The following is a 24,758-nucleotide window of genomic DNA, read 5'->3' as shown; positions in this document are numbered from 1 at the left end:
GCCGACGTCGGCGCCCAGACACTTCCAGGAATGCAGCGAATGAAGATGGGAATGCGCGGCGCCGCGGCGTCGGTTCTGATTCTGGCGATGGGCACTTCGGGTGTCGCTCTGTCGCAACAACCGGCTGCCCCCGCAGCCGCCAAGGAGACCGCAACCTTGAATTCCCCCAAGCAGAAGCTCGGCTACGCCATCGGCCTGGACGTGGCCAAGTCGTTCACCCCGATCGCCGATGAGATCGACGTGGCCGCGCTGCGTACCGCCGTGGAGCGTTCGTTCGAAGGCCTGCAGCCGCAGATCACCCAGGAACAGGCCAAGGCCACCGACGCGGCCCTGCGCCAGGTCGTGATGGCCCGCAGCGGCCAGCAGGTGCCGGGCATGGCGCCGGGTTCGCAGCCGCCGAAGGTCGACCGCGTCAAGGTGTCGCAGATGATCGGTTCCTACTCGGTGGGCCCGTCGCTGGCGCAGCTGAAGGACGACATCGACGTTGCCTCGCTGTTTGACGCGATCAGCACCGGCCTGAGCAAGGGTCAGCCGAAGATGACGGAAGCTGACGCGACCGCCACCATCCAGGCCTTCATGGGCAGCAAGCAGGCTGAAATGCAGGCCAAGGCTGCCGCTGCTGCGCAGACCAACCGTGAGGAAGGCAATGCCTTCCTGGCCAAGAACAAGACCCAGCCGGGCGTCGTGACGACTGCTTCGGGCCTGCAGTACCAGATCATCCGCCCGGGCAGCGGCGAGCGCCCGCTGCCGAGCAGCAAGGTGCGCGTGAACTATGAAGGCAAGCTGCTCAACGGCACCGTGTTCGACAGTTCCTATGGTCGTCAGCCGGCCGAGTTCGGCCTGGACCAGGTGATCAAGGGCTGGACCGAGGGCGTTGCGCTGATGCCGGTCGGTTCGAAGTACCGCTTCTGGATCCCGGGCAATCTGGCTTATGGCGAGAATGGCACCCCGGGTGGCCCGATCGGCCCGAACGCGACTCTGACGTTCGACGTCGAGCTGCTGGGCGTCCTGCCGTAAGCCACCACGGAGCCTGCACGGACATGCGCGTTGCGATTTTCGGTACCGGTTATGTAGGTCTGGTGACCGGTACCTGCCTGGCCGATGTCGGTCATCAGGTGGTCTGCGTCGATATCGACCAGGCCAAGGTGGATGGCCTCAACCAGGGCATCATCCCGATCTATGAGCCCGGCCTGGAGCCGATGGTGAAGGCCAACCACGCCGCGTTGCGGCTGGCATTCACCACCGATGCCGCGTCCGCGATCGCGCATGGCCAGGTGGTGTTCATCGCCGTTGGTACCCCGCCGGACGAGGACGGCAGTGCCGACCTGCAGTACGTACTGGCCGTGGCCCGTACCATTGGCCGGCACATGAGCGTGCCGACCGTGGTGGTCAACAAGTCGACGGTGCCGGTGGGCACCGCCGACAAGGTGCGTGCCGCCATTGCTGAAGAACTTGCCGCGCGTGGCGCGGACATCGCCTTCGATGTGGTGTCCAACCCGGAATTCCTGAAGGAAGGCGACGCGGTTGCCGACTGCATGCGCCCGGACCGCATCATCATCGGTGCGACCAGCGAGGAGTCGGTGGCGGTGATGCGCCGCCTGTATGCGCCGTTCAACCGCAATCACGACCGCGTGGTGGAAATGGACGTGCGCTCGGCCGAGCTGACCAAGTACGCGGCGAACGCGATGCTGGCGACCAAGATTTCGTTCATGAACGAAATCGCCAACATCGCCGAGCGTGTCGGTGCCGACGTCGAGCAGGTCCGCCAGGGTATCGGTTCGGACCCACGCATCGGCTGGCACTTCATCTATCCGGGTGCCGGTTACGGTGGATCCTGCTTCCCCAAGGACGTGCAGGCGCTGGCCCGAACCGCGCAGCAGCATGGTCTTGAGCCGAAGCTGTTGAACGCGGTGGAAGCGGTCAATGATGCGCAGAAGGGCCACCTGTTCGCCCTCATCCAGCGTCATTACGACAAGGGCGAGGACGAAGGCGTGCGCGGCAGGACGTTTGCCGTGTGGGGCCTGGCATTCAAGCCGAACACCGACGACATGCGTGAAGCCTCCAGCCGTCGCCTGCTGGCCCAGCTGTGGGAAGGCGGTGCCACGGTGCGTGCCTACGACCCGGAAGCGATGCATGAATCGCAGCGCATCTTCGGCGAGCGCGATGACCTGGTGTTCTGCAACAGCGCCGATGAAGCCCTCGAAGGGGCCGACGCGCTGGTGGTGGTTACCGAGTGGAAGCAGTTCCGCAGCCCCGATTTCCAGAAGCTGCGCGAGCAGCTGAAGGACGCGGCGGTGTTCGACGGGCGCAATCTGTACGATCCGGCCGAAGTGGAAGCTGCTGGCCTGGCGTACTACGGCATTGGCCGGGGGCGTTCGTTGCATGTCTGACCTGCTGCCGACCGAGCGCGAGCAGGCGCTGGAAGCGCGCCTGGTCGAACTGGAAATGCGCGTGTCCTTCCAGGAACAGGCGCTTGCCGAATTGAGCGATGCGCTGGCCGATGCGCGCATGCAGGGCATGCGCAACGCCGACGTGCTGCGCGTGCTGCTGGAGGACCTGGGCAAGGTCCGCAACGCACTGAATTCTTCCGATCCGGCGAGCGAACCGCCGCCGCCGCACTACTGATCCGAATCCTATGAGCGATACCCTCCGCGACCAGCTGATGGGCCTGGGCTTCAAGCCGGCGCCCAAGCCCGAGCGCAAGAATGATGGCCCCCGCCGTGATGGCCGCCCGCAGGGCAAGGGTGGCAATGGCAATGGCAATGGAAAGCCGCAGGGCGCAGGCCGGGGCGAGCACAAGCCTGGCGAGCGCCGTGGGCATGGCCCCGGCAAGTCGGGTGGCCCGGGCAAGCCCGGCCAGTTGCGTGGCCCGGGCCCGCAGGGCCCGCGCAAGCCGCGCAGCGCCGAAGAGATGGATCTGGCCAAGGCCTATGCCATCCGCGCCCAGCGCGAGAAGGAAGAGCGCATCGAGACCGAGCGCCTGAAGCAGGAAGAAGCACGCGTGCGCCGCGAAGCGAAGGCCAAGCTGGAAGAGCTGCTGAAGGACAAGAGCCTCAATGCCGAGGCGGCCGACATTGCCCGCCACTTCCCGTATGGCGGCAAGATCAAGCGTATCTACGTGACCGCCGAACAGCTGACCGCGCTCAATGCCGGTGAACTGGGCGTGGTCCAGCTCAATGGCCGTTACCTGCTGGTGACCGCCGAAGTGCTGGCACAGTCCGAAGCGGTGTTTGCCGCATCGGTGGCGCTGAAGGTCGACCCGAACGCGCCGGCCGAGGAAGATCCCTACGCGGACCCGCAGTACCAGGTGCCGGACGACCTGGTCTGGTAACTGAACCTGCTGCACGATGAAAACGCCGGGCATTGCCCGGCGTTTTCGTTACCGGGCCCGCGCAATGCTGCGGCGTGCACGGATCAACGGCAGGCTCAGCGCGAAGAAGCACAGAAGGGCGCCGACCAGAGCGAACCCGCTTCCCGCGAGGAAGGCCGTGCGTCCCTCGTCGATCTTCCACAATTGGCCGGCGATGAGCGCGCCCAGCACGCCGCCGACACCGGACGAGAAGCCGTACAGCAGGCCCTGGCCATGGCCGTTGAGGCGACCCGGGAAGTAGGTCGCCAGCATCTGCATCGCCGCCGCGAAGAACGCCGCAAAGCCCAACGCGTGCGCGGTCTGCGCCAGCAGCATCACCGGCAGGTTTTCCGGGAACAGTGCGGTCACCGCCCAGCGCAGGCAGGAGCTGACCAGCGCGATCAGCAGCATCCAGTTGGCGTCGTAGCGGCGGAAGAAGCGACCGATGGTGAAGAACACGCCCACTTCGAACACCACGCCGATGGTCCAGAGCAGGCCGAGCGTGGACGTGCGATAGCCGTGGTGGTCCATGTAGACCGAGAAGAATGTGTAGTACGGGCCGAACGAGAGCTGTTCCATGAAAGCGGCCAGGAAGAATGCCAGCACCGGCGGGCGTCGCACGATCTGCCAGAAGCCGCTGGCATCGCCGCCGGTCCTGCCGATGTCGCGTGCGTAGTGGTTGCTGAAGGCCGAGGCAACCAGCAGGACGAACAGCGGCAGCATCATCCACGGCAGCAGCCCGGCGCGGCTGGCGGTGCCGTCACCTTCGATCAGCCAGCCGAACAGAGTGACGATGGCGATGAATCCGAGCGAACCCCAGACCCGGATCAGGCCGTAGCGATGGCTGTCGCTGCCGAGATGGGTGAGGGTGATCGATTCGAACTGAGGCATCACCGCGTTGTAGAAGAAGCAGAACACGATCATCGCTGGATACATCCATGGCTGTGGCAGGGGCAGCAGGAATGCGGCGAAGCTGATCAGGGTCAGCACGCAGCCGATGCGCAGCAGGCGGATCGGCCGCGGTGATGCGGCCGCCAGCGAGGTCCAGGCACTGGGTGCAACCACGCGTGTGGCATACCACAGTCCCATCATCACGCTGATGGCGGTCACGCTCATCCCGCGCGCGGTCAGGAACAGGCTCCAGTACGGAGTGAACGCGCCCAGCGCCGCGTAATAGAACAGGTAGAAGCTGGACAGGCGGGCAACGGGAACGGTCATCGCGGAATGATGAGGCAAAAAGGGGACGGAGGGGATTAAGTCGCTTATGCACAAACGACTTAATCCCCTCCGTCCCCTTTTTGTGTCATTCGGGGTCGTAGTCGAGGTTGGAGGCCAGCCAGCGTTCGGCCTGGGCACGGTCCACGCCCTTGCGCCGGGCGTAGTCGCTGACCTGCTCGCGGCTGAGGCGCCCGACCACGAAATACTGGCTTTGCGGATGGCTGAAGTAGTAACCCGACACTGCGGCGGTCGGCAGCATCGCGAAGCTTTCAGTCAGTTCCATGCCCGCGTTGGCCTCGGCCTGCAGCAGATCGAACAGTCGGCGTTTCTCGCTGTGCTCGGGGCACGCCGGATAGCCGGGGGCCGGGCGGATGCCACGGTACTGCTCATCGATCAGGGCCTCGTTGTCCAGCGTCTCGGCCCGGGCGTAACCCCAGAATTCGATGCGCACGCGCTGGTGCAGGCGCTCGGCCAGCGCTTCGGCGAAGCGGTCGGCCAGGGCCTTCAGCAGGATCGCGTTGTAGTCGTCATGCTCGGCTTCGAAGCGCGCGACATGCGCGTCGATGCCGATGCCGGCGGTGACCGCGAATGCGCCGATCCAGTCGTCCCGGCCGCTGTCGGCCGGTGCAATGAAATCGGCCAGGCAGAAATCCGGGCGCTCGGCCGGCTTGTCCACCTGCTGGCGCAGGAAGTGCAGGGTGGTTTCGCCCTGCGGGTGCTGCACGCGCACATCGTCGCCGATGCTGCTGGCCGGCCACAGGCCGAACACCGCCTTGGCGGTCAGCCACTTCTCGCCGACGATGCGGTCGAGCATCGTGCGGGCGTCCTTGTACAGATCGCTGGCCTGGGTGCCGACGATCTCGTCGGTGAGGATGGCCGGGAACTTGCCGGCCAGCTCCCACGCCTGGAAGAACGGCGTCCAGTCGATGTAGTCCACCAGCTCGGCCAGCGGATAGTCATCGAACACGTGCAGGCCCGGCTGCTTCGGTGTGGGCGGCGTGTAGCTGTCCCAGTCGCCTTGGAATTTCTGCCCGCGTGCGTGCTCCAGCGATACCAGGCGCTTGGCATCGCCACGGTTGCGATGACGCGCACGGATCTCGGCATAGTCGGCCTCGTTGGCGGCAACGAAGGCGTCGCGCAGGTCGCGCGAGATCAGCGACTGGGCCACGCCGACCGCGCGCGAAGCATCCTTCACCCAGACCGTCGGCGCGTGGTAATGCGGGTCGATCTTCAGTGCGGTGTGCGCGCGTGAGGTGGTCGCGCCACCGATCAGCAGCGGAAGGTCGAAGCCCTGTCGCTGCATCTCGCGGGCGACGTGGCTCATCTCCTCCAGTGATGGAGTGATCAGGCCGGACAGGCCGATCAGGTCGGCGTTGTGTTCGCGCGCGGCATCGAGGATCTTCTGTGCCGGAACCATCACGCCCAGGTCGACCACCTCGAAGTTGTTGCAGGCCAGGACCACGCCGACGATGTTCTTGCCGATGTCATGCACATCGCCCTTCACCGTGGCCATGATGATCTTGCCGTTGCTCTTGGCGGTGTCGCCACTGCGCGCCTTTTCCGCTTCGATGTACGGCAGCAGGTAGGCCACCGCCTTCTTCATCACGCGCGCGGATTTCACCACCTGCGGCAGGAACATCTTGCCGGCGCCGAACAGGTCGCCGACCACGTTCATGCCGTCCATCAGCGGGCCTTCGATCACGTCCAGCGGGCGGCTGGAGGTCTGACGGGCGAGCTCGGTGTCTTCCTCTACGAAGGCATCCAGGCCGTGCACCAGCGCGTGCGCCAGGCGCTGCGCCACCGGCTTCTCGCGCCAGGCCAGGTCCTCGGTCTTCGCTGCGCCCTTCCTGCCCTTGTAGCGCTCGGCGATTTCCAGCAGGCGCTCGGTGGCGTCGCTGCGGCGGTTGAGGATCACATCCTCCACGCGCTCGCGCAGCTCCGGCTCCAGCTCGTCGTAGATCGGCATGGCACCGGCATTGACAATGCCCATGTCCATGCCGGCGGCGATCGCGTGGTACAGGAAGACCGAGTGGATGGCCTGGCGTACCGTTTCGTTGCCACGGAACGAGAACGACACGTTGGAGACGCCGCCGGACACATGGCAGTGCGGCAGTGTCTGCTTGATGATGCGGGTGGCTTCGATGAAGTCCACCGCATAGTTGTCGTGCTCTTCGATGCCGGTGGCGACGGCGAAGATGTTCGGATCGAAGATGATGTCCTGCGGCGGGAAGCCGATCTCGTCGACCAGGATGCGGTAGGCGCGGGTGCAGATCTCGACCTTGCGCGCGCAGGTATCGGCCTGGCCGCTTTCATCGAAGGCCATCACCACCGCAGCGGCGCCATAGCGCAGCACCTTGCGTGCATGCTCGCGGAACAGCGCCTCGCCTTCCTTCAGCGAGATCGAGTTGACCACGCTCTTGCCCTGCAGGCACTTCAGGCCGGCCTCGATCACGCTCCACTTGGAGGAGTCGACCATCACCGGGATGCGCGCGATGTCCGGCTCGGACATGATCAGGTTGAGGTAGCGGGTCATCGCCGCTTCCGAATCGATCAGGCCCTCGTCCATGTTGACGTCGAGGATCTGCGCGCCGCTGGCCACCTGCTGGCGGGCCACGTCCACCGCCTCCTCGTAGCGGCCTTCCTTGATCAGCTTGCGGAACTGCGCGCTGCCGGTGACGTTGGTGCGTTCGCCGACGTTGATGAACAGCAGGTCCGGGGTGATGACCAGGGGTTCCAGGCCGGACAGGCGGGTAGGGCGGACAGGCGTCATGGCAGGCGTCGGCTCAACAGCAGTAGGGCGGGAAGTGCGGGACGGTGGCGGCAACGTTCATGCGGCCTGCTCCCGGGTGCCGGGCAGCGCGCGCGGCGACAGCCCGGCCATGGCATTGGCAATCGCACGGATATGGTCGGGCGTGGAGCCGCAGCAGCCACCGACCAGGTTCAGCAGGCCATCTTCGGCGAAGCCTCGCAGGGTGCTGGCCATGTCCTCCGGCGTCTCGTCGTACTCGCCGAAGGCATTGGGCAGGCCGGCATTGGGGTGTGCGCTGACGTAACAGTCGGCGACCTGTGCAAGGGTTTCCACGTGCGGGCGCATCGCATCGGCGCCCAGCGCGCAGTTCAGTCCGATCGACAGCGGCCGTGCATGCGCCAGCGACGCATGGAACGCTTCGGCCGTCTGCCCGGACAGGGTGCGTCCGGACGCGTCGGTGATGGTGCCGGAGATCATCACCGGCAAGCGCGCGCCGCGCGCATCGAACGCTTCCTCCAGCGCATACAGCGCCGCCTTGGCGTTGAGCGTGTCGAAGATGGTCTCGACCATGATGGTGTCGGCGCCGCCATCGATCAGGCCGTCGATGGCTTCGCGGTAGGTGTCGCGCAGCTCGTCGAAGCTGGTGTTGCGGAAGCCGGGATCGTTGACGTCAGGGCTGATCGAGGCGGTGCGGCTGGTCGGCCCGATCACCCCGATCACGAAGCGCGGTTTGCCCGGTGTGGTTGCGGCCACCGTATCGCAGCAGGCCCGTGCCACTGCAGCGCCCGCCTTGTTCAACTCGTACACCAGGTGTTCGAGGTGGTAGTCGGCCTGGCTGACCGACGTGGCGTTGAAGGTGTTGGTCTCGACCAGATCCGCGCCCGCTTCCAGGTAGGCGGTGTGGATGTCGGCGACGATCTGCGGCCGGGTCAGCAGCAGCAGGTCGTTGTTGCCCTTCAGGTCATGTCCTTCCGGCGCCGCATGGTCGCAGCCCGGGCCGTGCGCGTGGTCGTAGCCACCGGCGAAGCGCTCGCCGCGGTAGTCGTCTTCCTGCAGGCCATGGCGCTGGATCATCGTTCCCATCGCGCCGTCGATGATCAGGATCCGATCGCGCAGGGCGTCGAGCAGGGCGTTGGCGCGGTCAGGGTGCAACCAGGGCAGGGTGGACATGGCGATTTCCGGCTCAGGGCTTGTTGGCGATCAGCGAGATCACTTCGAAGTGCGGCGGGCGCTTTTCGCGGGTGACCGTCTCCAGGCTCGAGACCTGCAGGCCGGCCTTGTCGACGAATTTGCGCAGTTCCTTGTCGCTGAAGCCGAGGTTGACGTGGCCATAGGCCTCCACGGCCGCCTTGTGCTCATGACGGGCCAGGCTGCACAGCAGCAGGCGCCCCCCCGGGCGCAGCACGCGCGCGGCTTCGGTCACCGCCTGCGCCGGCTTGCTGGCATAGGTCAGTGCGTGCATCAGCACCACCAGGTCGAAGCTGCCGTCCTTGAACGGCAGCGCATGCATGTCGCCCTCGCGCACTTCCACATTGGGCAGGCGACGCAGCCGCTCGCTGGCCGCGGCGACCACGCGCGCGCTGGTGTCGATGCAGATGTAGCGCTTGGCATGCGGGGCCACCAGTTCGGCCAGCACGCCGTCGCCGGAAGCGATGTCCAGCACGTCGCCGGTTTCCAGCAGCGGCAGCGCGGTACGCGCCAGCGCCTCCCAGGTCCGTCCGGGAGAGTAGTGGCGTTCCATGTCGCCGGCCACGCTGTCGGCCCAGTTCTGGTCGGAGGCACGGTGGGCCAGCACCGCGGCCACGCGCTCGGCATCCTGGCGCAGCAGCGGGTCGTCGCTTCCGTTGCTCAATGCATGCCACAATGCACGCTGCGCCGGGTCCAGCTGGGCTTCGTCGAAGCGGTAATAGGCCGACACGCCGGCGCGGCGGTCGCGAACCAGGCCGGCTTCCTTCAGGCGCGCCAGATGGGTGGACACGCGCGGCTGAGCCAGTCGGGTGATCGCCGACAGTTCGGCCACGGTCAGTTCCTCCTGCTCCAGCAGCGCCAGCAGGCGCACGCGGGTGGCATCGGCGAACACCTTCAGGCGGGTCGACCAATCTTCAAGATCCATAAATATCTACCTATCGCGATATAGAGATATATTCGCTGAGAAGGCCTGCCGCGGTCAAGTCGCTGGCGTACGGAAGCCGCCGGGCCCCGGTACAATCGGTGCACCTGGGCGCGCCCTGCGCGGCCCATAACATCATGTACCCGGGAGGGTGTTGTGGATTTCAGCTTTACTGAAGAGCAGTTGATGTTGCAGGACGTCGCGCGGCGCATCGCGCAGGAAAAGATCGCCCCCAGCGCGGAGCATCATGACCGTACCGGCGAGTTCCCGCTGGACAACATCCGCCTGCTGGGCGAGAACGGCCTGATGGGTATCGAAGTGCCCACCGAATACGGTGGTGCGGGCATGGACCCGGTTGCGTACGTGCTGGCGATGGTGGAGGTCGCCGCCGCCGACGCAGCCCATTCGACCATCATGTCGGTCAACAATTCGCTGTTCTGCAACGGCATCCTCACTCACGGTACCGAGCAGCAGAAGCAGACCTACGTGCGTGCCATCGCCGAAGGCACGGCCATCGGCGCGTTCGCGCTGACCGAGCCGCAGTCCGGTTCCGATGCCACCGCCATGCGTTGCCGCGCGGTGAAGCAGGCCGACGGCACCTTCGTCATCAATGGCAAGAAGAGCTGGATCACCTCCGGCCCGGTGGCCAAGTACATCGTGCTGTTCGCGATGAGCGAGCCGGACAAGGGCGCGCGCGGCATCACCGCCTTCATCATCGATACCGACAAGGCCGGTTTCGGTCGTGGCAAGACCGAGCCCAAGCTGGGCATCCGTGCCTCGGCCACCTGCGAGATCGAGTTCAACGACTATGTGGCGCAGGCCGAAGACGTGCTGGGCCAGGAAGGCGAGGGCTTCAAGATCGCCATGAGCGTGCTCGACGCGGGCCGCATCGGTATCGCCTCGCAGGCCATCGGCATCGCCCGTGCCGCCTATGAAGCGACCCTGGAGTACGTGAAGGAGCGCAAGGCGTTCGGCGCGGCCATCGGTACCTTCCAGATGACCCAGGCCAAGATCGCCGACATGAAGTGCAAGCTGGACGCAGCGCTGCTGCTGACCCTGCGCGCGGCGTGGGTGAAGGGCCAGGGCAAGCGCTTCAGCACCGAAGCGGCGGTGGCCAAGCTGACCGCTTCGGAAGCCGCGATGTGGATCACCCACCAGGCCGTGCAGATCCATGGCGGCATGGGCTATTCAAAGGAAATGCCGCTGGAGCGTTACTTCCGTGATGCCAAGATCACCGAGATCTACGAAGGCACCTCGGAGATCCAGCGCCTGGTGATCGCCCGCAACGAGACCGGGCTGCGCTGATGGACACGACGGGGCGGCGATTGCCGCCCCGTATCGCTTGTGCGATCAACGTGGCAATCGGCAGACGATATCCCTTCCATTCCCAGGGCCTTGCTGACGAAGCTCAGGCCGATCGAGGACAGGAATGTCGCCATGCTGTTCCAGGCCCTCGACGATGTCGTGGCGCCGGTGAATGCCTTGCCCATGGCGCTCTCCAGTCTGAAACGCTCGGTTGCCATCTGCACGACATCGTAGGCATTGAGGTTCCTGTGTTCTTCCGGGAATCGTATGCCGTTGGCCGATTGCGGGTCATCCGGATGCACTTCGAACTGGGCACCTCTGCCTGCCGTCTGCCGCGAGGCGAACTGAGTGGTCGGCACATTGTTGTCGAGCATGCCCATGATCCGGTTGAAGGATGCACTGATCGATTCGGTAATCTGCGCCCTTGTTGCGCGATAGCGGCGCAGCTCGCGATCGTATTCCACGTCGAAGCCATGGATCCGGCGCTGCTGGAAGTCGGCGACGATGGTGGGCCCCGTTCCCGAGGACAGCGCCAGCGCGCGTGGATCGCGACAGTTGTCGCAGACGAGGACGCCTGCCGCATGGGCGTCCTGGATGCTGCTGGCCGCGAAGAGGGCGCCAAGCAGCAGGGCGGGACGGCTGAAGAGTCGTAGTGGTGCTCTTTCCATGAACGGTCTCCTGGACGGCATCGGATCGATTGCCTTGGAGGCATCTGGATAGCAACGATCCGGGCGTGCCGCACTTCTGCGCGCCCATGAATCCAAAGCGGGGGACTTCTGCGAAACCGGTAGACGCCTTGAGCGCCTCGGTGTCGGGGACTCCCATGGCTGCAGTGGAAGGGGCTTTCCGGTGCAGGCCATATGCGACCGGTCTCTGGGCAGTCGGCAGGCCAACGATCAATTGGCATTCCGGCTCGATGATCGCAGAATGCCCGGCCGTTCATGGACACCACCACATGCTCATCTATCGAGGCGCAGGGGTGCTGACCCTGCTCACGCCGATTGCTGCCGTGCTGCTCATCCTGGTTCTGTTCCCCGATCCTGCGGTGGGTCGGGGCAATACGTCACTCGGCCAGGTCCTGTTGGCGTTCGGCCTTGGCTCGGCAATCAATACAGTGCTGGGTTTCGTGCTCAATCGAAAGCCGCGTGCACATGGCCAGCATGCTCCGCATCACTTCTTCTTCCTGCCGATGCAATGGCCTGCGATGGCGGTTGTGGCCGTGTGCGTGGTGGTGGCGCTGCTGCGCTGAGACGTTGCCCGAACAGCGCCAACAAGGTTGGCGGCTACCGGGCATGCCGTTGCCCTGGTAGATGCCAACCTTGGTTGGCATGGATTCAAATGTGGCAAGAAAAAAGGCCCCGGATCGCTCCGGGGCCTTTTCGTTTCAGCTCACCGCCGGATCAACGATCCGGACGATGCGCGGATTCCGCGTCGCGCTGGCGTTCCAGGAACTCCTTGGACGGTTCATCCAGCTTGTCACCCAGCATGCGGCGCACGACCACGAAGAACACCGGGATCATCAGCAGGCCGAGCAGGGTGGCGAACAGCATGCCGCCGATCACGCCGGTACCGATGGCGTGGCGGGAGTTGGCGCCGGCGCCGGTGGAGATCGCCATCGGGATCACGCCCATGATGAACGCGAACGAGGTCATCAGGATCGGGCGGAAACGCAGGCGGGCCGCCTCGATGGTGGCATCGCGCAGGTTCTTGCCGGCTGCACGCTGCTCCACCGCGAACTCCACGATCAGGATCGCGTTCTTCGCTGCCAGGCCGATCACGGTGATCAGGCCGATCTTGAAGAACAGGTCGTTGGGCAGGCCACGCAGCATCGACAGGCCGAGTGCACCGAGCACGCCCAGCGGCACCACCAGCAGCACCGCCACCGGGATCGACCAGCTTTCATACAGCGCGGCCAGGCACAGGAACACCACCACGATGGACAGCACCAGCAGCAGGGTCGCGGCGTTGCCGGCCAGGATTTCCTGGTAGGACATGCCCGACCAGTCGTAGCCGAAGCCGGCCGGCAGGTCGTCGTTGACGATGCCTTCCATGGTCTGCATCGCTTCGCCCGAGCTGGTGCCCGGCGCCTGCGAACCGACGATGTTGATCGCCGAGTAGCCGTTGTAGCGGCTCAGCGACGGCGGCGCGGATACCCACTCGGACTTGACCACCGTGTTGAGCGGGATCATCGCGTTGGTGCCGTCGGCATTGGCGGTCAGGCTGGACGGGCTGTAGAAGCTCTTCAGCGACTCCTGGCCGGTGCGGTACGGGCCATCAGCCTGCATGGTCACGCGCTTGATGCGGCCTTCGTAGAAGAAGTCGTTCACGTACACCGGGGCCAGCATCAGCTGGATGGTGCTGTACACGTCCGACACCGACATGCCCATGGACTGCGCCTGCACGCGGTCCACGTGCAGCTGCAGCTGCGGCGCGTTTTCCAGGCCGTTCGGGCGCACGCCGACCAGGTGGTCCGGCTTCTGCGCGGCCTGGCCGAGCAGGATGTTCCGGGCCTGGGTCAGCTGCTCGTAACCGGCACCGCTACGGTCCTGCAGCCACATGTCGAAACCACCGAACTGGCCAAGGCCCTGCACGGTGGGCAGGTTGACCACGAAGATCTGCGCTTCCTTGATGCCGTAGAACGCGCCGTTCATGTTCTGGATGAACTCCGGCGCGGTGAACTTGCGTTCCTCCCACGGCTTCAGGCGGATGAAGCCCATGCCCACGTTCTCGCCGGAACCGACGAAGCTGAAGCCGGCCACCTGCAGCATGCCTTCATAGCCATCCTGCTTTTCCAGGATGCCACGCATCTGCGCGAACACTTCGTTGGTCTGGCCCTTGGTCGAGCCCGGCGGCAGCTGCACGATCGCCAATGCATAGCCCTGGTCTTCTTCCGGCAGGAAGCTGCCCGGCATGCGGGTGAACAGGAAGCCGCACAGAGCGGTCAATACCACGAACAGGATCATCCAGCGCGGCGCATGGCGCACCGCCGAGGTGATGTGGCCCACATAGGTGTGGCTGATCTTGTCGTAGTACTTGTTGAAGGTGCGGTAGATGATGTTCGGGTTGTCGTTGTGCGTCGGCTTGAGGAAGGTCGCGCACAGCGCCGGGGTGAAGCCCAGGGCCAGGAACGCCGAGAACGCCATCGAGATGGCGATGGTCAGCGCGAACTGCTTGTAGATCTCACCGGCGGCGCCGCCCTGCAGGGCGGACGGAATGAACACCGCAGCCAGTACGACGGTGATCGCCACCACCGCGCCGGTGATCTGGGTCATCGCCTTCTGCGTGGCCGGCTTCGGCGCCAGGCCCTCCTCGGTCATGATGCGTTCGACGTTCTCGATCACCACGATCGCGTCATCGACCACGATGCCGATCGCCAGCACCATCGCGAACAGGGTCAGCTGGTTGATCGTGAAGCCGATCATCCACATGCCCAGGAAGGTGCCGAGCAGGGCCACCGGGATGACCAGGGTCGGGATCAGGGTGGCGCGGAAGTTCTGCAGGAAGATCAGCATCACCAGGAACACCAGGAACACTGCTTCGAACAGGGTCTTGACCACTTCCTGGATCGAGATCTTGACGAAGGTGGTGCTGTCGTACGGCGAGAACCAGGTCACGCCGGACGGGAAGCTGGGCTGCAGCTCGTCCATCTTGGCGCGCACCGCATCGGCCACGTTCAGGGCGTTGGCGCCCGGCAGCAGCTGGATGGCGAAGGCGCCGGTCGGCTTGCCGTTGTACTGGGTGTCGAAGCCGTAGTTGTTGGCACCGAAGGCAACGCGGGCGATGTCCTTCAGCAGCACCCGCGAGCCGTCAGGATTCGCGCGCAGGATGATGTTCTCGAACTCCTGCGGCGAGCTGAAGCGGCCTTCGGCCGAGACCGTGGCGGTGAAGTGCTGGCCTTCCGGCGACGGGTCCGAACCCAGCGCACCGGCGGCGAACTGCACGTTCTGCGCGCGCACTGCCGCCAGCACCTGGCTGGCCGACAGGCCGTAGCCCTGCATCTTTTCCGGGTTCAGCCAGATGTTCATGGCGTACTCGGAACCAAACTGCTGGGTGCTGCCGACGCCTGGGATGCGCGAAACCTGGTCGAGCACGCGCGAACCGACGATATCGTTCAGGGCATCACGGTTGATGGCCGGCGTATCGGACTGCAGCGCGATCACCATCAGGAAGCCGGCATTGGCCTTGGCCACCACCACGCCCTGCTGGGTCACTTCCGAAGGCAGTCGGGGCGTGGCCAGCGAGACCTTGTTCTGCACCTGCACCTGGGCGATGTCCGGATCGGTACCGGTCTCGAAGGTCAGGGTGATCTGCGCACGGCCGTTGGAGGCGGACGAGGAACTGAAATACAGCAGGTGATCGATACCGGTCAGCTGCTGCTCGATCACCTGGGTGACCGATTTTTCCGTGGTGTCGGCACTGGCGCCCGGGTAGGTCGCCGAGACGGTGACCTGCGGCGGGGCGATGTTGGGATAGGACTCCACGCCCAGGTTGAGGATCGCGATCACGCCGCTGAGCGAGATCAGGATCGCAACCACCCAGGCGAAGACTGGATGTTCGATGAAAAATTTAGGCATGACGGAAGGTTCCCGTTACTGCTTGTTCGAATCGGTGGCGGCCGGCTTGGCCGCATCGGCCTGCTCGGGCTTGGTCGCGTCGGCCGGTGCCTTGCCTGCGGCCGGTGCTGCACCTGCCGGCGCGCCGCCTGCGGCAGGCTTGCCGTTGGCGTCCTGGCCTGGGGTCCACGGCTTGGCCACCGCCGGTGCACCTTCCTTGACCTTCTGCACGCCGGCCACGATCACCTTGTCACCGGCGGCCAGGCCGTCGCTGACCAGCCAGTTGCCGTTCTGCGCGCCGTCGGTCTTGACGTTCTTGCGAACGACCTTGCCATCGGCGCCCACCACCATCACGTAGCCGCCGGTGGTGTCACGCAGCAGCGCCTGCTGCGGCACTAGGTAGGCGTTGTTGCGCTCGCCCAGGTTGGCCTGGAAGCTGACGAAGGCACCCGGCAGCAGGATCTGCTGCGGGTTCGGCAGCAGCGCACGCAGCGACACCGCGCCGGTGGCCGGGTCGACCGTGGTCGAGGAGAAGTCCAGGGTGCCCGGCTCGCTGTAGGTGCTGCCATCGGCCAGCTTGACGCTGACGGTGGCCTTGCCGTCACCGGACAGTGCCAGCGCACCCTTGGCCTGCTGGGCGCGGAGCTGGCTCAGTTCGTCCACGCTCAGCGAGAAGTTCACGTACAGCGGATCGAGCTGGTCGACGGTGGTCAGCAGGGTCACGTCGCCCTGGCCGACCAGCGCGCCCTCGGTGACCTGCTGCTTGTTGGCCACGCCGCTGATCGGTGCGGTCACTTCGGTGTAGCCCAGGTTGATGCGCGAAGAGGTCACCGCCGCCTCGGCCTGCTTGACCGCGGCCAGCGCGGTGCGCTCGGCCGATTCAGCGTTGTCCAGGTCGGACTTGGAGACGAACTGCTGCGGCGCCAGGGAGCGGGCGCGATCAGCGGCCACCTTGGCATTGGCATAGGTGGCGCGGGCCGAGGCCAGCTGTGCTTCGGAGGCGTTGAGCGAGGCGCGCAGCGGGGCCGGGTCGATCAGGAACAGGGTCTGGCCCTGCTTGACCTGCGAGCCTTCCTGGTAGACGCGCTTGAGCAGCACGCCCGGCACGCGCGCGCGCACGTCGGCGCTGCGGAACGGCGACAGGCGGCCGACCAGCTCGCGCTGCAGCGGCAGGGTCTGCGGCTTGGCGTCGATCACGCCCACCTCCGGCGGCGGGGGCATCTGCTGTTCCGGCTTCTTGCAGGCAGCCAGCGCGACAGCAACGGCGCACGTCAAGGCAAGGGTGCGGAGTGGGGCGGTCATCAGGAGGAACTCCGGGGTTGGTTTGTAGGCGGGGCCGGCAACGGCTGTGGCGCGAATGCGCGCAGGAAGCTGTCGACGGAGAACTCTGCCCAGCGCCGACGCAGCAGCGCGTCATCACGATGGGGGGTATGGAAGCGCTGTTTGTCGAAATCCTGACCGGCGATCATGCTCAGCAGCAGTTCGGCCATGAAGTGCGGGTCGTCATGCCGAAGCTGGCCGCGCATGCAAACGGTTTCAATCCATTCAGCAAGATGAAGCGTCAGCGCGCCGGCCCCATGCCGGTACAGCGTACGCGCCTCTTCGGGAAACTGGGCCGCGTCGGCAGCGATCAGCCGGCAGGCCTGTCCTACGTGCGGTTGGTTGAAATGCTCCAGGAAGTCGGTGGCGAACTGGAGCAGGCTGGCACGCAGGTCGTCAGTGCGGAGTGCACGGACCATGGCGCCGGTGGCGTGGCCGACATGGCGCTGCATCACCCGGCGCAACAGATCCTGCTTGCTGCCATAGCGCGAGTACAGGGTCTGCTTGGAGCAGCCGGCGTGCTGGGCCACCGCCTCCATGCTCATCTGCATGCCCTGCTGGGCCAGCAGTTCGCGTACGGCGTCGAACACGCGCTCATCGCGTGCATCGAGGGCAACGGGGAGGTAGGCCGGGTTCACGCGGTGGACTATACCGTCCAGTTCAGGATTGTGGAATCGCATCGGCGTCGCCGCGTGTGTCTTCCGGTAACACGTTTTGCCGATCCTGTCGGCAGTGCTGAAACAGGCGCCAGCACCATACCGGTGCGAACTGAATAGGCGTCTAAACCGCAGCAAACCCGAATCTGCTTATTCCGTCCTGCAGCAAGGCCTTTTCGTGCGGTAGGGCTACAATTTCATTTTCCCAACTGAGCAAGCGCATCGCTCTGCCATGAAACCGCAAAAAACCGCAGCCAAGACCGTGAAAAACAAGACCAAACCAGCAGAGTCGGAGGTCGCAGTGACCGCTGGTTTCTCCCTGGAGCCGGTGTACACGGCATTGCGCAAGCGCTACCCCGCGGCCGCACAGGCCGAAGCAGTGGCGTTCGCCACTGACTTCTACAAGCGCATGGAGTCGGACGAGTTCCCGCACCACAGCGCTGAAGAGTGGGCCGCTCTCGCGGCTGAGACGCTGGAATTCGCCCGTGCCCGCAAGGCCGGCAAGGCCAACGTCCGCGTGTTCAATCCGACCGCGAAGGCCAATGGCTGGGAATCGCCGCACACGGTGCTGCAGATCGTCAACGACGACATGCCGTTCCTCGTCGATACCGTCACCATGTCGCTGGCCGAACAGGGCGTGGGCGTCCACGTGCTGGGCCACCCGGTGCTGCGCTTCAGCCGCGACAAGGCCGGCAAGCTGGTCAAGGTCGGCGAGGGTGATGCCGAGTCGGTGATGCTGCTGGAGATCGACCGCCAGCCGGCCGAAGCCATGGCCGCCATCGAACAGGCCATCAACAAGGCGCTGGACGAAGTGCGCGCGATCGTGCGCGACTGGCAGCCGATGAAGGACAAGGCGCTGGCGCTGGCCGACGACCTGGGCAAGCGCCAGCTGCCGGTCGACGACGCCTCGCGCAAGGAAGCACAGGAATTCCTGCGCTGGGCTGCCGACAACCACTTCACCTTCTTCGGCTACCGCGAGTACCGCGTCGAGAAGCAGGGCAAGGAAGAAGTGCTGGCGCCGCTGAACGACACTGGCCTGGGCCTGATGCGCGGCAAGGACAAGTCCGCCGCCCGTCCGGTCAAGACCCTGGCCGCGCAGGGCCTGAACGCCACGTCCGGCCTGAAGGACGCGCTGATCCTGACCAAGACCAATGCCCGTTCGCGCGTGCACCGCGCCGGCTACATGGACTACATCGGCGTGCTGGAATTCGACGCCAAGGGCAAGATCATCGGCGAGCAGCGCTTCCTTGGCCTGTTCACCTCCAGCGCCTACAACCGTCGCCCGTGGGAAATCCCGCTGGTGCGCCAGCGCCACGAGCACGTGATGAAGCAGTCGGGCCTGGCCCCGGCCAGCCACAGTGGCAAGGCGCTGCGCCACATCCTGGAAACCCTGCCGCGCGAAGAACTGTTCCAGTCCAGCGAGGACGAACTGTTCCGCACCGCCATGGGCGTGCTGGGCCTGCAGGAGCGCGTGCGCAGCCGCCTGTTCCTGCGCCGCGACAAGTACAGCCGTTTCATTTCCGCGCTGGTCTACCTGCCGCGCGAGCGCTTCAACACCGACGTTCGCCTGCGCATCGAAGCGATGCTGAAGGAAGCGCTGCACGGTGAGTACGTGGACAGCTCGGTGGTGCCGGGCGAATCGCCGCTGGCCCAGGTGCACCTGATCGTGCGCCCGAAGCCGGGTGAAATGCTCGACGTCGATACCGCCGAACTGGAGCAGAAGCTGGCCCAGGTGCTGCGCAACTGGCAGGACGACCTGCGCGAAGCGCTGGTCACCCGCCACGGCGAGAGCGAAGGCCTGCGCATCGCTGCCCGTATCGGCAAGGCGCTGCCGGCCGGCTACATCGAAGACAACAGCACCGCTGTTGCCGCCAACGATGTCAGCCAGCTCGACGCCCTGACCGGCCCGGACGACCTGCGCCTGAGCCTGCAGGCCGTGCCGCGCGAAAGCGGTGACGGCCTGCGCCTGAAGCTGTACCGCCAGCTGGACGACATCCCGCTGTCGGACGCGCTGCCGATGATGGAAAACATGGGCCTGCGCGTGATTGCCGAGCGTCCGTACCGCCTGTCGGTCGACAACGCCCCGGTGTACGTGCAGGACTTCGAGGTCGAATCGACCGCCGGTGCGATTGATGCCGCCAGCGTCGATGAAGCCTTCGGCGAGACCTTCGCCCGCGTCTGGCACGGCGATGCCGAGAACGACGGCTTCAACCGCCTGGTGCTGGCCGCCGGCCTGCACTGGCGCCAGGTCGCCATGCTGCGTGGCTACTGCAAGTACCTGCTGCAGACCGGCGTGCCGTTCTCACAGGCCTACGTGGAAGGCACCTTCGCGCGCTACCCGCTGCTGGCCCGCCTGCTGGTGGAACTGTTCGAAGCGCGCTTCGATCCGGCCACCGGCCATGAAAGCAAGGAAGACATCGCTGCCGGCCAGGCCCAGCTGAAGGCCCACCTCGACGTGCTGGCTGCAGGCGACGACGCCACCCTGAAGGTGCTCAAGACCGTGGTCGACGCCCGCAAGGGTGACCGCGACGCGCAGATGCAGGCCGCGCGCGATGCGCTGCTGAAGCTGATGGACCGCGTGTCCAGCCTGGACGAGGACCGCATCCTGCGCTCGTTCATGGGCGTGATCGACGCGACCCTGCGCACCAGCTACTACCAGACCGATGCCAACGGCCAGCACGGCCACGTCATCAGCTTCAAGTTCGATTCGGCGCTGGTGCCGGACCTGCCGAAGCCGCGCCCATACCGCGAAATCTTCGTCTACGGCCCGCGCGTGGAAGGTACCCACCTGCGCTTCGGTGCCGTTGCCCGTGGCGGCCTGCGCTGGTCGGACCGTCGTGAAGACTTCCGTACCGAAGTGCTGGGCCTGGTCAAGGCGCAGATGGTCAAGAACACCGTCATCGTGCCGGTCGGCGCGAAGGGCGGCTTCTTCGCCAAGACCCCGCCGGTGAACGGCGACCGTGATGCGATCTTCGCCAACGGCGTGGCCTGCTACAAGCTGTTCATCCAGGGCCTGCTGGACATCACCGACAACATCGTCAACAACAAGATCGTGCCGCCGGTGGATGTCGTGCGCCACGACATGGACGATCCGTACCTGGTGGTGGCGGCCGACAAGGGCACCGCGACCTTCTCCGACATCGCCAACGGCCTGGCCATTGCGCACGGCTTCTGGATGGGCGATGCGTTCGCCTCCGGTGGTTCGGTCGGTTACGACCACAAGGGCATGGGCATCACCGCACGCGGTGCGTGGGAGTCGGTCAAGCGCCACTTCCGTGCGCTGGGCCGTGACAGCCAGAGCCAGGACTTCACCGCGGTCGGCGTCGGCGACATGTCCGGCGACGTGTTCGGCAACGGCATGCTGCTGTCGCGCCACATCCGCCTGGTCGCTGCCTTCGATCACCGCCACATCTTCCTGGACCCGAACCCGGATGCGGCCACCACGTTCGTCGAACGTGAGCGCCTGTTCACCGTGCCGCGTTCGAGCTGGGCAGACTACGATGCCAAGCTGATCAGCAAGGGCGGCGGCATCTATCCGCGCAGCCTGAAGTCGATCGAGATCACCCCGCAGGTGCGTGAAGCGCTGGGCCTGGACGACAACGTCAAGGCGCTGTCGCCGAACGATCTGATGAGCGCGATCCTGAAGGCACCGGTCGACCTGCTGTGGAACGGCGGCATCGGTACCTACGTCAAGGCCGCCAGCGAGCAGCACAGCGATGTCGGCGACCGCGCCAACAACGCCCTGCGCGTGAACGGTGGCGAGCTGCGCTGCAAGGTGGTGGGCGAGGGCGGCAACCTGGGCATGACCCAGCTGGGCCGCATCGAGGCCGCCCAGGCCGGCGTGCTGCTCAACACCGACTTCATCGACAACTCGGCCGGTGTGGACACCTCCGACCACGAAGTCAACATCAAGATCCTGCTCAACGATGTGGTGCGGGCCAAGAAGCTGACCGTCGAGCAGCGCAACAAGCTGCTGGCCTCGATGACCGATGAAGTCGCCGAGCTGGTGCTCAATGACAACTACCGCCAGAACCAGGCACTGAGCCTGATGGAGCGGATGGCGGTCAAGCGCCTGGGTTCCAAGCAGCACTTCATCCGTACCCTGGAACAGCAGGGCCTGCTCGATCGCCAGATCGAGTTCCTGCCGTCCGACGCCGAGCTGTCGCAGCGCAAGGCACGCGGCCAGGGCCTGACCCGTCCGGAACTGTCGGTGCTGCTGTCCTACTCCAAGCTGGTGGCGTTCGCCCAGCTGCTGGATTCGGACATCCCGGAAGATCCGTACCTGTCCAAGGAACTGCAGCGCTACTTCCCGACCCCGCTGCAGAAGAAGTACGCCGACGCGATGGAGCGTCACCGCCTGAAGCGCGAAATCATCGCCACGGCCGTGACCAACCAGACCATCAACCGCATGGGCGCCACCTTCCTGATGCGCATGCAGGAAGACACCGGCCGTTCCATCGCCGAGGTCGCCAAGGCCTACACCATCAGCCGCGAAACGCTGGATGCACGCGCGCTGTGGGCGCAGATCGATGCCCTCGACGGCAAGGTGCCGGAGTCGGTGCAGATCGATGCACTGGAAGTGATCTGGAAGCTGCAGCGTTCGTTCGTGCGTTGGCTGCTGTCGCGCCCGGGTGCGATGCCGGGCATCACCGAAGCGGTCAACCGCTACCAGGGCCCGTTCAACGACATCCGCGTTGCTTCGGGTGTGCTGCCGGATTCGCAGCGTCCGACCTACGAAGCCCTGGTGGCCGAGTGGAAGGAAAAGGGCCTTCCGTCCGCGCTGGCGCAGCAGCTGGCCGAACTGCACTTCCTGGAGCCGGCGTTCGACATCATCGAACTGGCCCGCACCCGCAAGCTGAAGCCGGTGGACGTGTCCAAGGTCCACTTCCGCTTGGGCGATGCCCTGCAGCTGCCGTGGCTGTTCGAGCAGGTCGACGCGCTGGAGGTCAACGGTCGTTGGCACGCCGTGGCACGTGGCGTGCTGCGTGACGAACTGGCGGCCAACCACCGCAACCTGGCCGGCCAGGTGCTGGGCACCAAGGGCAGCAGCGCGGAGGCCAAGGTCGCAGCCTGGATGGGCCGTGACGACAACAGCCTGCGCTTCACCCTGGCGATGCTGGCCGAACTGGCCGAGCAGAAGACCCTGGACTACCCGACCGTCTCGGTCGCGGTGCAGCGCCTGGGCCAGCTCGCTGCCCACGGCGCGTAAGTGATGTAGTGCCGGGCGCTGCCCGGCATGCTTGAAACAGAGCGGCCCCGCGAGAGCGGGGCCGTTCTGTTTCTGCCTTTGACCTTTGCGACCACCTGACCCGATGCCGGCCGTGAACCTGCCAGGTGGATGACCGGCATATCCGCCGGGACCGTGAGCGCCATGGATGGCGCGATCGAGCCCCCAGGGATGGGTTTACGGCGTGTCCCGGCGGATATGCCGGTCATCCGCCCCACGGGGTCCAACTCCCGGCGCTCGGTTATGCTCTCCATCAAACCCACCCGGATCCACCGATGAGCGACACCCCCCGCATCGCTTTCCTGGCCAGCACCACCGAGCCCGCGCAGATGGCCCGCGCGGCCATGGTGTCGCGCTATGGCGACTACGCGCCCGAGCAGGCCGACGTGCTGTGCCCGCTGGGTGGTGATGGCTTCATGCTGCAGACCCTGCACCGGCATGGGCATCTGGGCAAGCCGGTGTTCGGCATGAAGCTGGGCACGGTCGGTTTCCTGATGAACCAGTACCGTGGCGACGAAGATGTGCATGCCCGCATCGCCCGCGCCGAGCCGGCCCATCTACGCCCGCTGGAAATGGTGGCGCTGACCGAGTCCGGTACCAGTACCGGTTCGCTTGCCTACAACGATGTTTCGCTGCTGCGCCAGACCCGGCAGGCCGCGCATATCGGCATCGACCTGAACGGCCAGGAGCGCGTGGCCGAACTGATCGGCGACGGCGTGCTGGTGGCCACCCCGGCCGGCAGCACCGCCTACAACTATTCCGCGCATGGTCCGGTGCTGCCGCTGGGCTCGCACACCATCGCGCTGACGCCGTTGGCCCCGTACCGGCCGCGGCGCTGGCGCGGCGCGATCCTGAAGGCCGATACCGAGGTGCGCTTCCGGGTGCTCGATCCGTACAAGCGCCCGGTCAGCGTGACCGCCGATTCGCATGAGACCCGCGACGTGGTCGAGGTGACCATCCGCGAGTCGAAGGACCGCCGCGTGACCCTGCTGTTCGACCCGGAGCACAACCTGGAAGACAGGATCCTGAGCGAACAGTTCGTTTTTTGAGGACAATGGCCGGCCGGCCATGCCGACCGCTTGAAGGACCCCCACCGATGGGCGACAACTCCCCCCGTTTGCTGACCGTTGCGGTGACCTCGCGCGCCCTGTTCGACCTCGAGGAAAGCCACGCGCTGTTCGAGAGCGATGGCGTGGCGGCGTACGCCGAATTCCAGCGCCAGCACGAGGACGACATCCTCGGCCCCGGCGTGGCCTTCCCGGTGGTGCGCAAGCTGCTGGCGCTGAACCAGGGTGCCAGCCCGGAGAACCCGCGGGTCGAGGTGATCCTGCTGTCGCGCAACTCGGCCGATACCGGCCTGCGCATCTTCAATTCGATCCAGCACTACGGCCTGGGCATCATCCGCGCCACGTTCACTGCCGGTGAACCGACCTGGCCGTACGTGAAGCCATTCGGTACCGACCTGTTCCTGTCGGCCAACCCCGAATCGGTGCGCAGTGCGCTGCGTCATGGCATCGCCGCGGCCACCATCCTGCCCAAGCCGCCCGGCGAGACTGCAGCAGCAGCGGCCGACCAGATCGATACCGGTCGCCCGGCCGGGCAGCTGCGCATCGCCTTCGACGGTGACGCTGTGATCTTCGGCGACGAGAGCGAGCGCATCTCGCGCGAGCAGGGCGTGGAGGCGTTTGGCCGCCACGAGCGTGAACGCGCCCGCGAACCGCTCAGTGGTGGACCGTTCCGCGGCTTCCTTTCGGCGCTGCATACGCTGCAGGAAGTGTTCCCGGCCGGCGAGAGTGCGCCGATCCGTACCGCGCTGGTGACCGCGCGTTCGGCGCCGGCCCATGAGCGGGTGATCCGCACCCTGCGGGAGTGGGGTGTGCGCCTGGATGAGGCGCTGTTCCTTGGTGGGCGCCACAAGGGCCCCTTCCTGCAGGCCTTCGGCGCCGACATCTTCTTCGACGATTCGCAGCACAACATCGACAGTGCGCGCGAACACGTGGCCGCCGGCCATGTGCCGCATGGCGTCGCCAACGAGGGGTGAAACCATGCCGGGTGGGTGCCAACCGTTGGTTGGCACTGCCATGCATCGGCGCCCACCAAGGTGGGCATCTACCAGAGCGCTGTACCCCGGTAGTCGCCAACCTTGGTTGGCGCCGTCCTGGATCCATGCCCATCAAGGTGGGCATCTACCAGAGCGCTGTGTCCCGGTAGTTGCCAACCTTGGTTGGCGCCGTCCTGGATCCATGCCCACCAAGGTGGGCATCTACCAGA

Annotated in this window: 17 protein-coding genes; 9 read left to right on the top strand and 8 right to left on the bottom strand. The window is 65.7% G+C overall.

Translation table 11 applies throughout. The features are described from left to right. Positions 1 to 39: 39 nt before the first annotated feature. Genes EZ304_RS03935 through EZ304_RS03920 form a run of 4 tightly spaced genes read left to right on the top strand, consistent with a single transcriptional unit; the run spans position 40 to position 3,331 of the window. Positions 40 to 1,017: an FKBP-type peptidyl-prolyl cis-trans isomerase N-terminal domain-containing protein gene (locus EZ304_RS03935; RefSeq protein ID WP_142806339.1), complete on the top strand. Its 978-nt coding sequence runs from the start codon at positions 40 to 42 to the stop codon at positions 1,015 to 1,017. A gap of 23 nt (positions 1,018 to 1,040) precedes the next feature. Next, complete coding sequence (locus EZ304_RS03930; protein ID WP_099552391.1) at positions 1,041 to 2,390, top strand: UDP-glucose dehydrogenase family protein; 1,350 nt, start codon at positions 1,041 to 1,043, stop codon at positions 2,388 to 2,390. Then, positions 2,383 to 2,625, top strand: a complete 243-nt coding sequence (locus tag EZ304_RS03925; RefSeq protein WP_005410256.1) for a SlyX family protein — start codon at positions 2,383 to 2,385, stop codon at positions 2,623 to 2,625. Before EZ304_RS03930 ends, EZ304_RS03925 begins: the two co-directional genes overlap by 8 nt. 10 nt (positions 2,626 to 2,635) lie before the next feature. Continuing rightward, positions 2,636 to 3,331: a DUF2058 domain-containing protein gene (locus EZ304_RS03920; protein WP_142806338.1), complete on the top strand. Its 696-nt coding sequence runs from the start codon at positions 2,636 to 2,638 to the stop codon at positions 3,329 to 3,331. Positions 3,332 to 3,379: 48 nt separating this feature from the next. Here EZ304_RS03920 and EZ304_RS03915 read toward each other — a convergent pair whose 3' ends face one another. The 4 genes from EZ304_RS03915 to EZ304_RS03900 all read right to left on the bottom strand — a co-directional run bounded on the left by EZ304_RS03915 (position 3,380) and on the right by EZ304_RS03900 (position 9,429). Further along, positions 3,380 to 4,567, bottom strand: coding sequence for an MFS transporter (locus EZ304_RS03915; protein ID WP_142806337.1), 1,188 nt, complete (start codon positions 4,565 to 4,567; stop codon positions 3,380 to 3,382). Between the two features lie 85 nt (positions 4,568 to 4,652). Beyond that, complete coding sequence (gene metH / locus EZ304_RS03910) at positions 4,653 to 7,337, bottom strand: methionine synthase (RefSeq protein ID WP_142806336.1); 2,685 nt, start codon at positions 7,335 to 7,337, stop codon at positions 4,653 to 4,655. A 57-nt stretch (positions 7,338 to 7,394) separates the two neighbouring features. Next, positions 7,395 to 8,486, bottom strand: a complete 1,092-nt coding sequence (locus EZ304_RS03905; protein WP_099552387.1) for a homocysteine S-methyltransferase family protein — start codon at positions 8,484 to 8,486, stop codon at positions 7,395 to 7,397. Positions 8,487 to 8,499: 13 nt separating this feature from the next. Further along, positions 8,500 to 9,429 carry an ArsR/SmtB family transcription factor gene (locus tag EZ304_RS03900; RefSeq protein ID WP_014037755.1) on the bottom strand — a complete coding sequence of 310 codons (930 nt, stop codon included), beginning with the start codon at positions 9,427 to 9,429 and terminating at the stop codon, positions 8,500 to 8,502. A gap of 153 nt (positions 9,430 to 9,582) precedes the next feature. On the opposite strand from EZ304_RS03900, the gene EZ304_RS03895 reads away from it, so the two are divergent. After that, positions 9,583 to 10,731 (top strand): acyl-CoA dehydrogenase family protein, encoded by a 1,149-nt coding sequence (locus EZ304_RS03895; RefSeq protein ID WP_099552385.1) that lies wholly within the window; start codon positions 9,583 to 9,585, stop codon positions 10,729 to 10,731. Here the strand turns inward: EZ304_RS03895 and EZ304_RS03890 are convergent. Next, a complete protein-coding gene (locus EZ304_RS03890) occupies positions 10,668 to 11,399 on the bottom strand; it encodes a hypothetical protein (RefSeq protein WP_260678237.1) in 732 nt (243 codons plus the stop codon). The two genes, EZ304_RS03895 and EZ304_RS03890, sit on opposite strands and share 64 nt — an antisense overlap. A gap of 287 nt (positions 11,400 to 11,686) precedes the next feature. Here EZ304_RS03890 and EZ304_RS03885 point away from each other — a divergent pair, with 287 nt between their 5' ends. Next, positions 11,687 to 11,980 carry a hypothetical protein gene (locus EZ304_RS03885; RefSeq protein ID WP_142806335.1) on the top strand — a complete coding sequence of 98 codons (294 nt, stop codon included), beginning with the start codon at positions 11,687 to 11,689 and terminating at the stop codon, positions 11,978 to 11,980. A gap of 151 nt (positions 11,981 to 12,131) precedes the next feature. Here EZ304_RS03885 and EZ304_RS03880 read toward each other — a convergent pair whose 3' ends face one another. From EZ304_RS03880 to EZ304_RS03870, 3 genes are read right to left on the bottom strand one after another with little or no spacing between them, the layout of a single operon-like run. Then, complete coding sequence (locus EZ304_RS03880; RefSeq protein ID WP_142806334.1) at positions 12,132 to 15,305, bottom strand: multidrug efflux RND transporter permease subunit; 3,174 nt, start codon at positions 15,303 to 15,305, stop codon at positions 12,132 to 12,134. Positions 15,306 to 15,320: 15 nt separating this feature from the next. Beyond that, on the bottom strand, positions 15,321 to 16,586 hold the full coding sequence (locus tag EZ304_RS03875) for an efflux RND transporter periplasmic adaptor subunit (protein ID WP_142806333.1): 1,266 nt from the start codon (positions 16,584 to 16,586) through the stop codon (positions 15,321 to 15,323). Further along, complete coding sequence (locus EZ304_RS03870; RefSeq protein ID WP_049428357.1) at positions 16,586 to 17,242, bottom strand: TetR/AcrR family transcriptional regulator; 657 nt, start codon at positions 17,240 to 17,242, stop codon at positions 16,586 to 16,588. The genes EZ304_RS03875 and EZ304_RS03870 overlap by 1 nt, the downstream gene beginning before the upstream one ends. A gap of 250 nt (positions 17,243 to 17,492) precedes the next feature. Between EZ304_RS03870 and EZ304_RS03865 the strand changes: the two genes are divergently transcribed. From EZ304_RS03865 to EZ304_RS03855, 3 genes are all read left to right on the top strand, one after another. Beyond that, entirely contained in the window at positions 17,493 to 22,469 is a 4,977-nt protein-coding gene (locus EZ304_RS03865; protein ID WP_142806332.1) for an NAD-glutamate dehydrogenase, read from the top strand. A gap of 293 nt (positions 22,470 to 22,762) precedes the next feature. After that, on the top strand, positions 22,763 to 23,536 hold the full coding sequence (locus tag EZ304_RS03860; protein WP_049428363.1) for an NAD kinase: 774 nt from the start codon (positions 22,763 to 22,765) through the stop codon (positions 23,534 to 23,536). Positions 23,537 to 23,583: 47 nt separating this feature from the next. Further along, on the top strand, positions 23,584 to 24,528 hold the full coding sequence (locus EZ304_RS03855; protein ID WP_005410242.1) for a 5'-nucleotidase: 945 nt from the start codon (positions 23,584 to 23,586) through the stop codon (positions 24,526 to 24,528). The last annotated feature ends 230 nt before the right edge of the window (positions 24,529 to 24,758 follow it).

Origin of the sequence: Stenotrophomonas maltophilia (genome assembly GCF_006974125.1) — a bacterium.
In the GTDB taxonomy this organism is placed as follows: domain Bacteria; phylum Pseudomonadota; class Gammaproteobacteria; order Xanthomonadales; family Xanthomonadaceae; genus Stenotrophomonas; species Stenotrophomonas maltophilia_O.
Note: the sequence above shows the minus strand (reverse complement) of the source record. Positions and strands in the feature narration are given on the sequence as shown.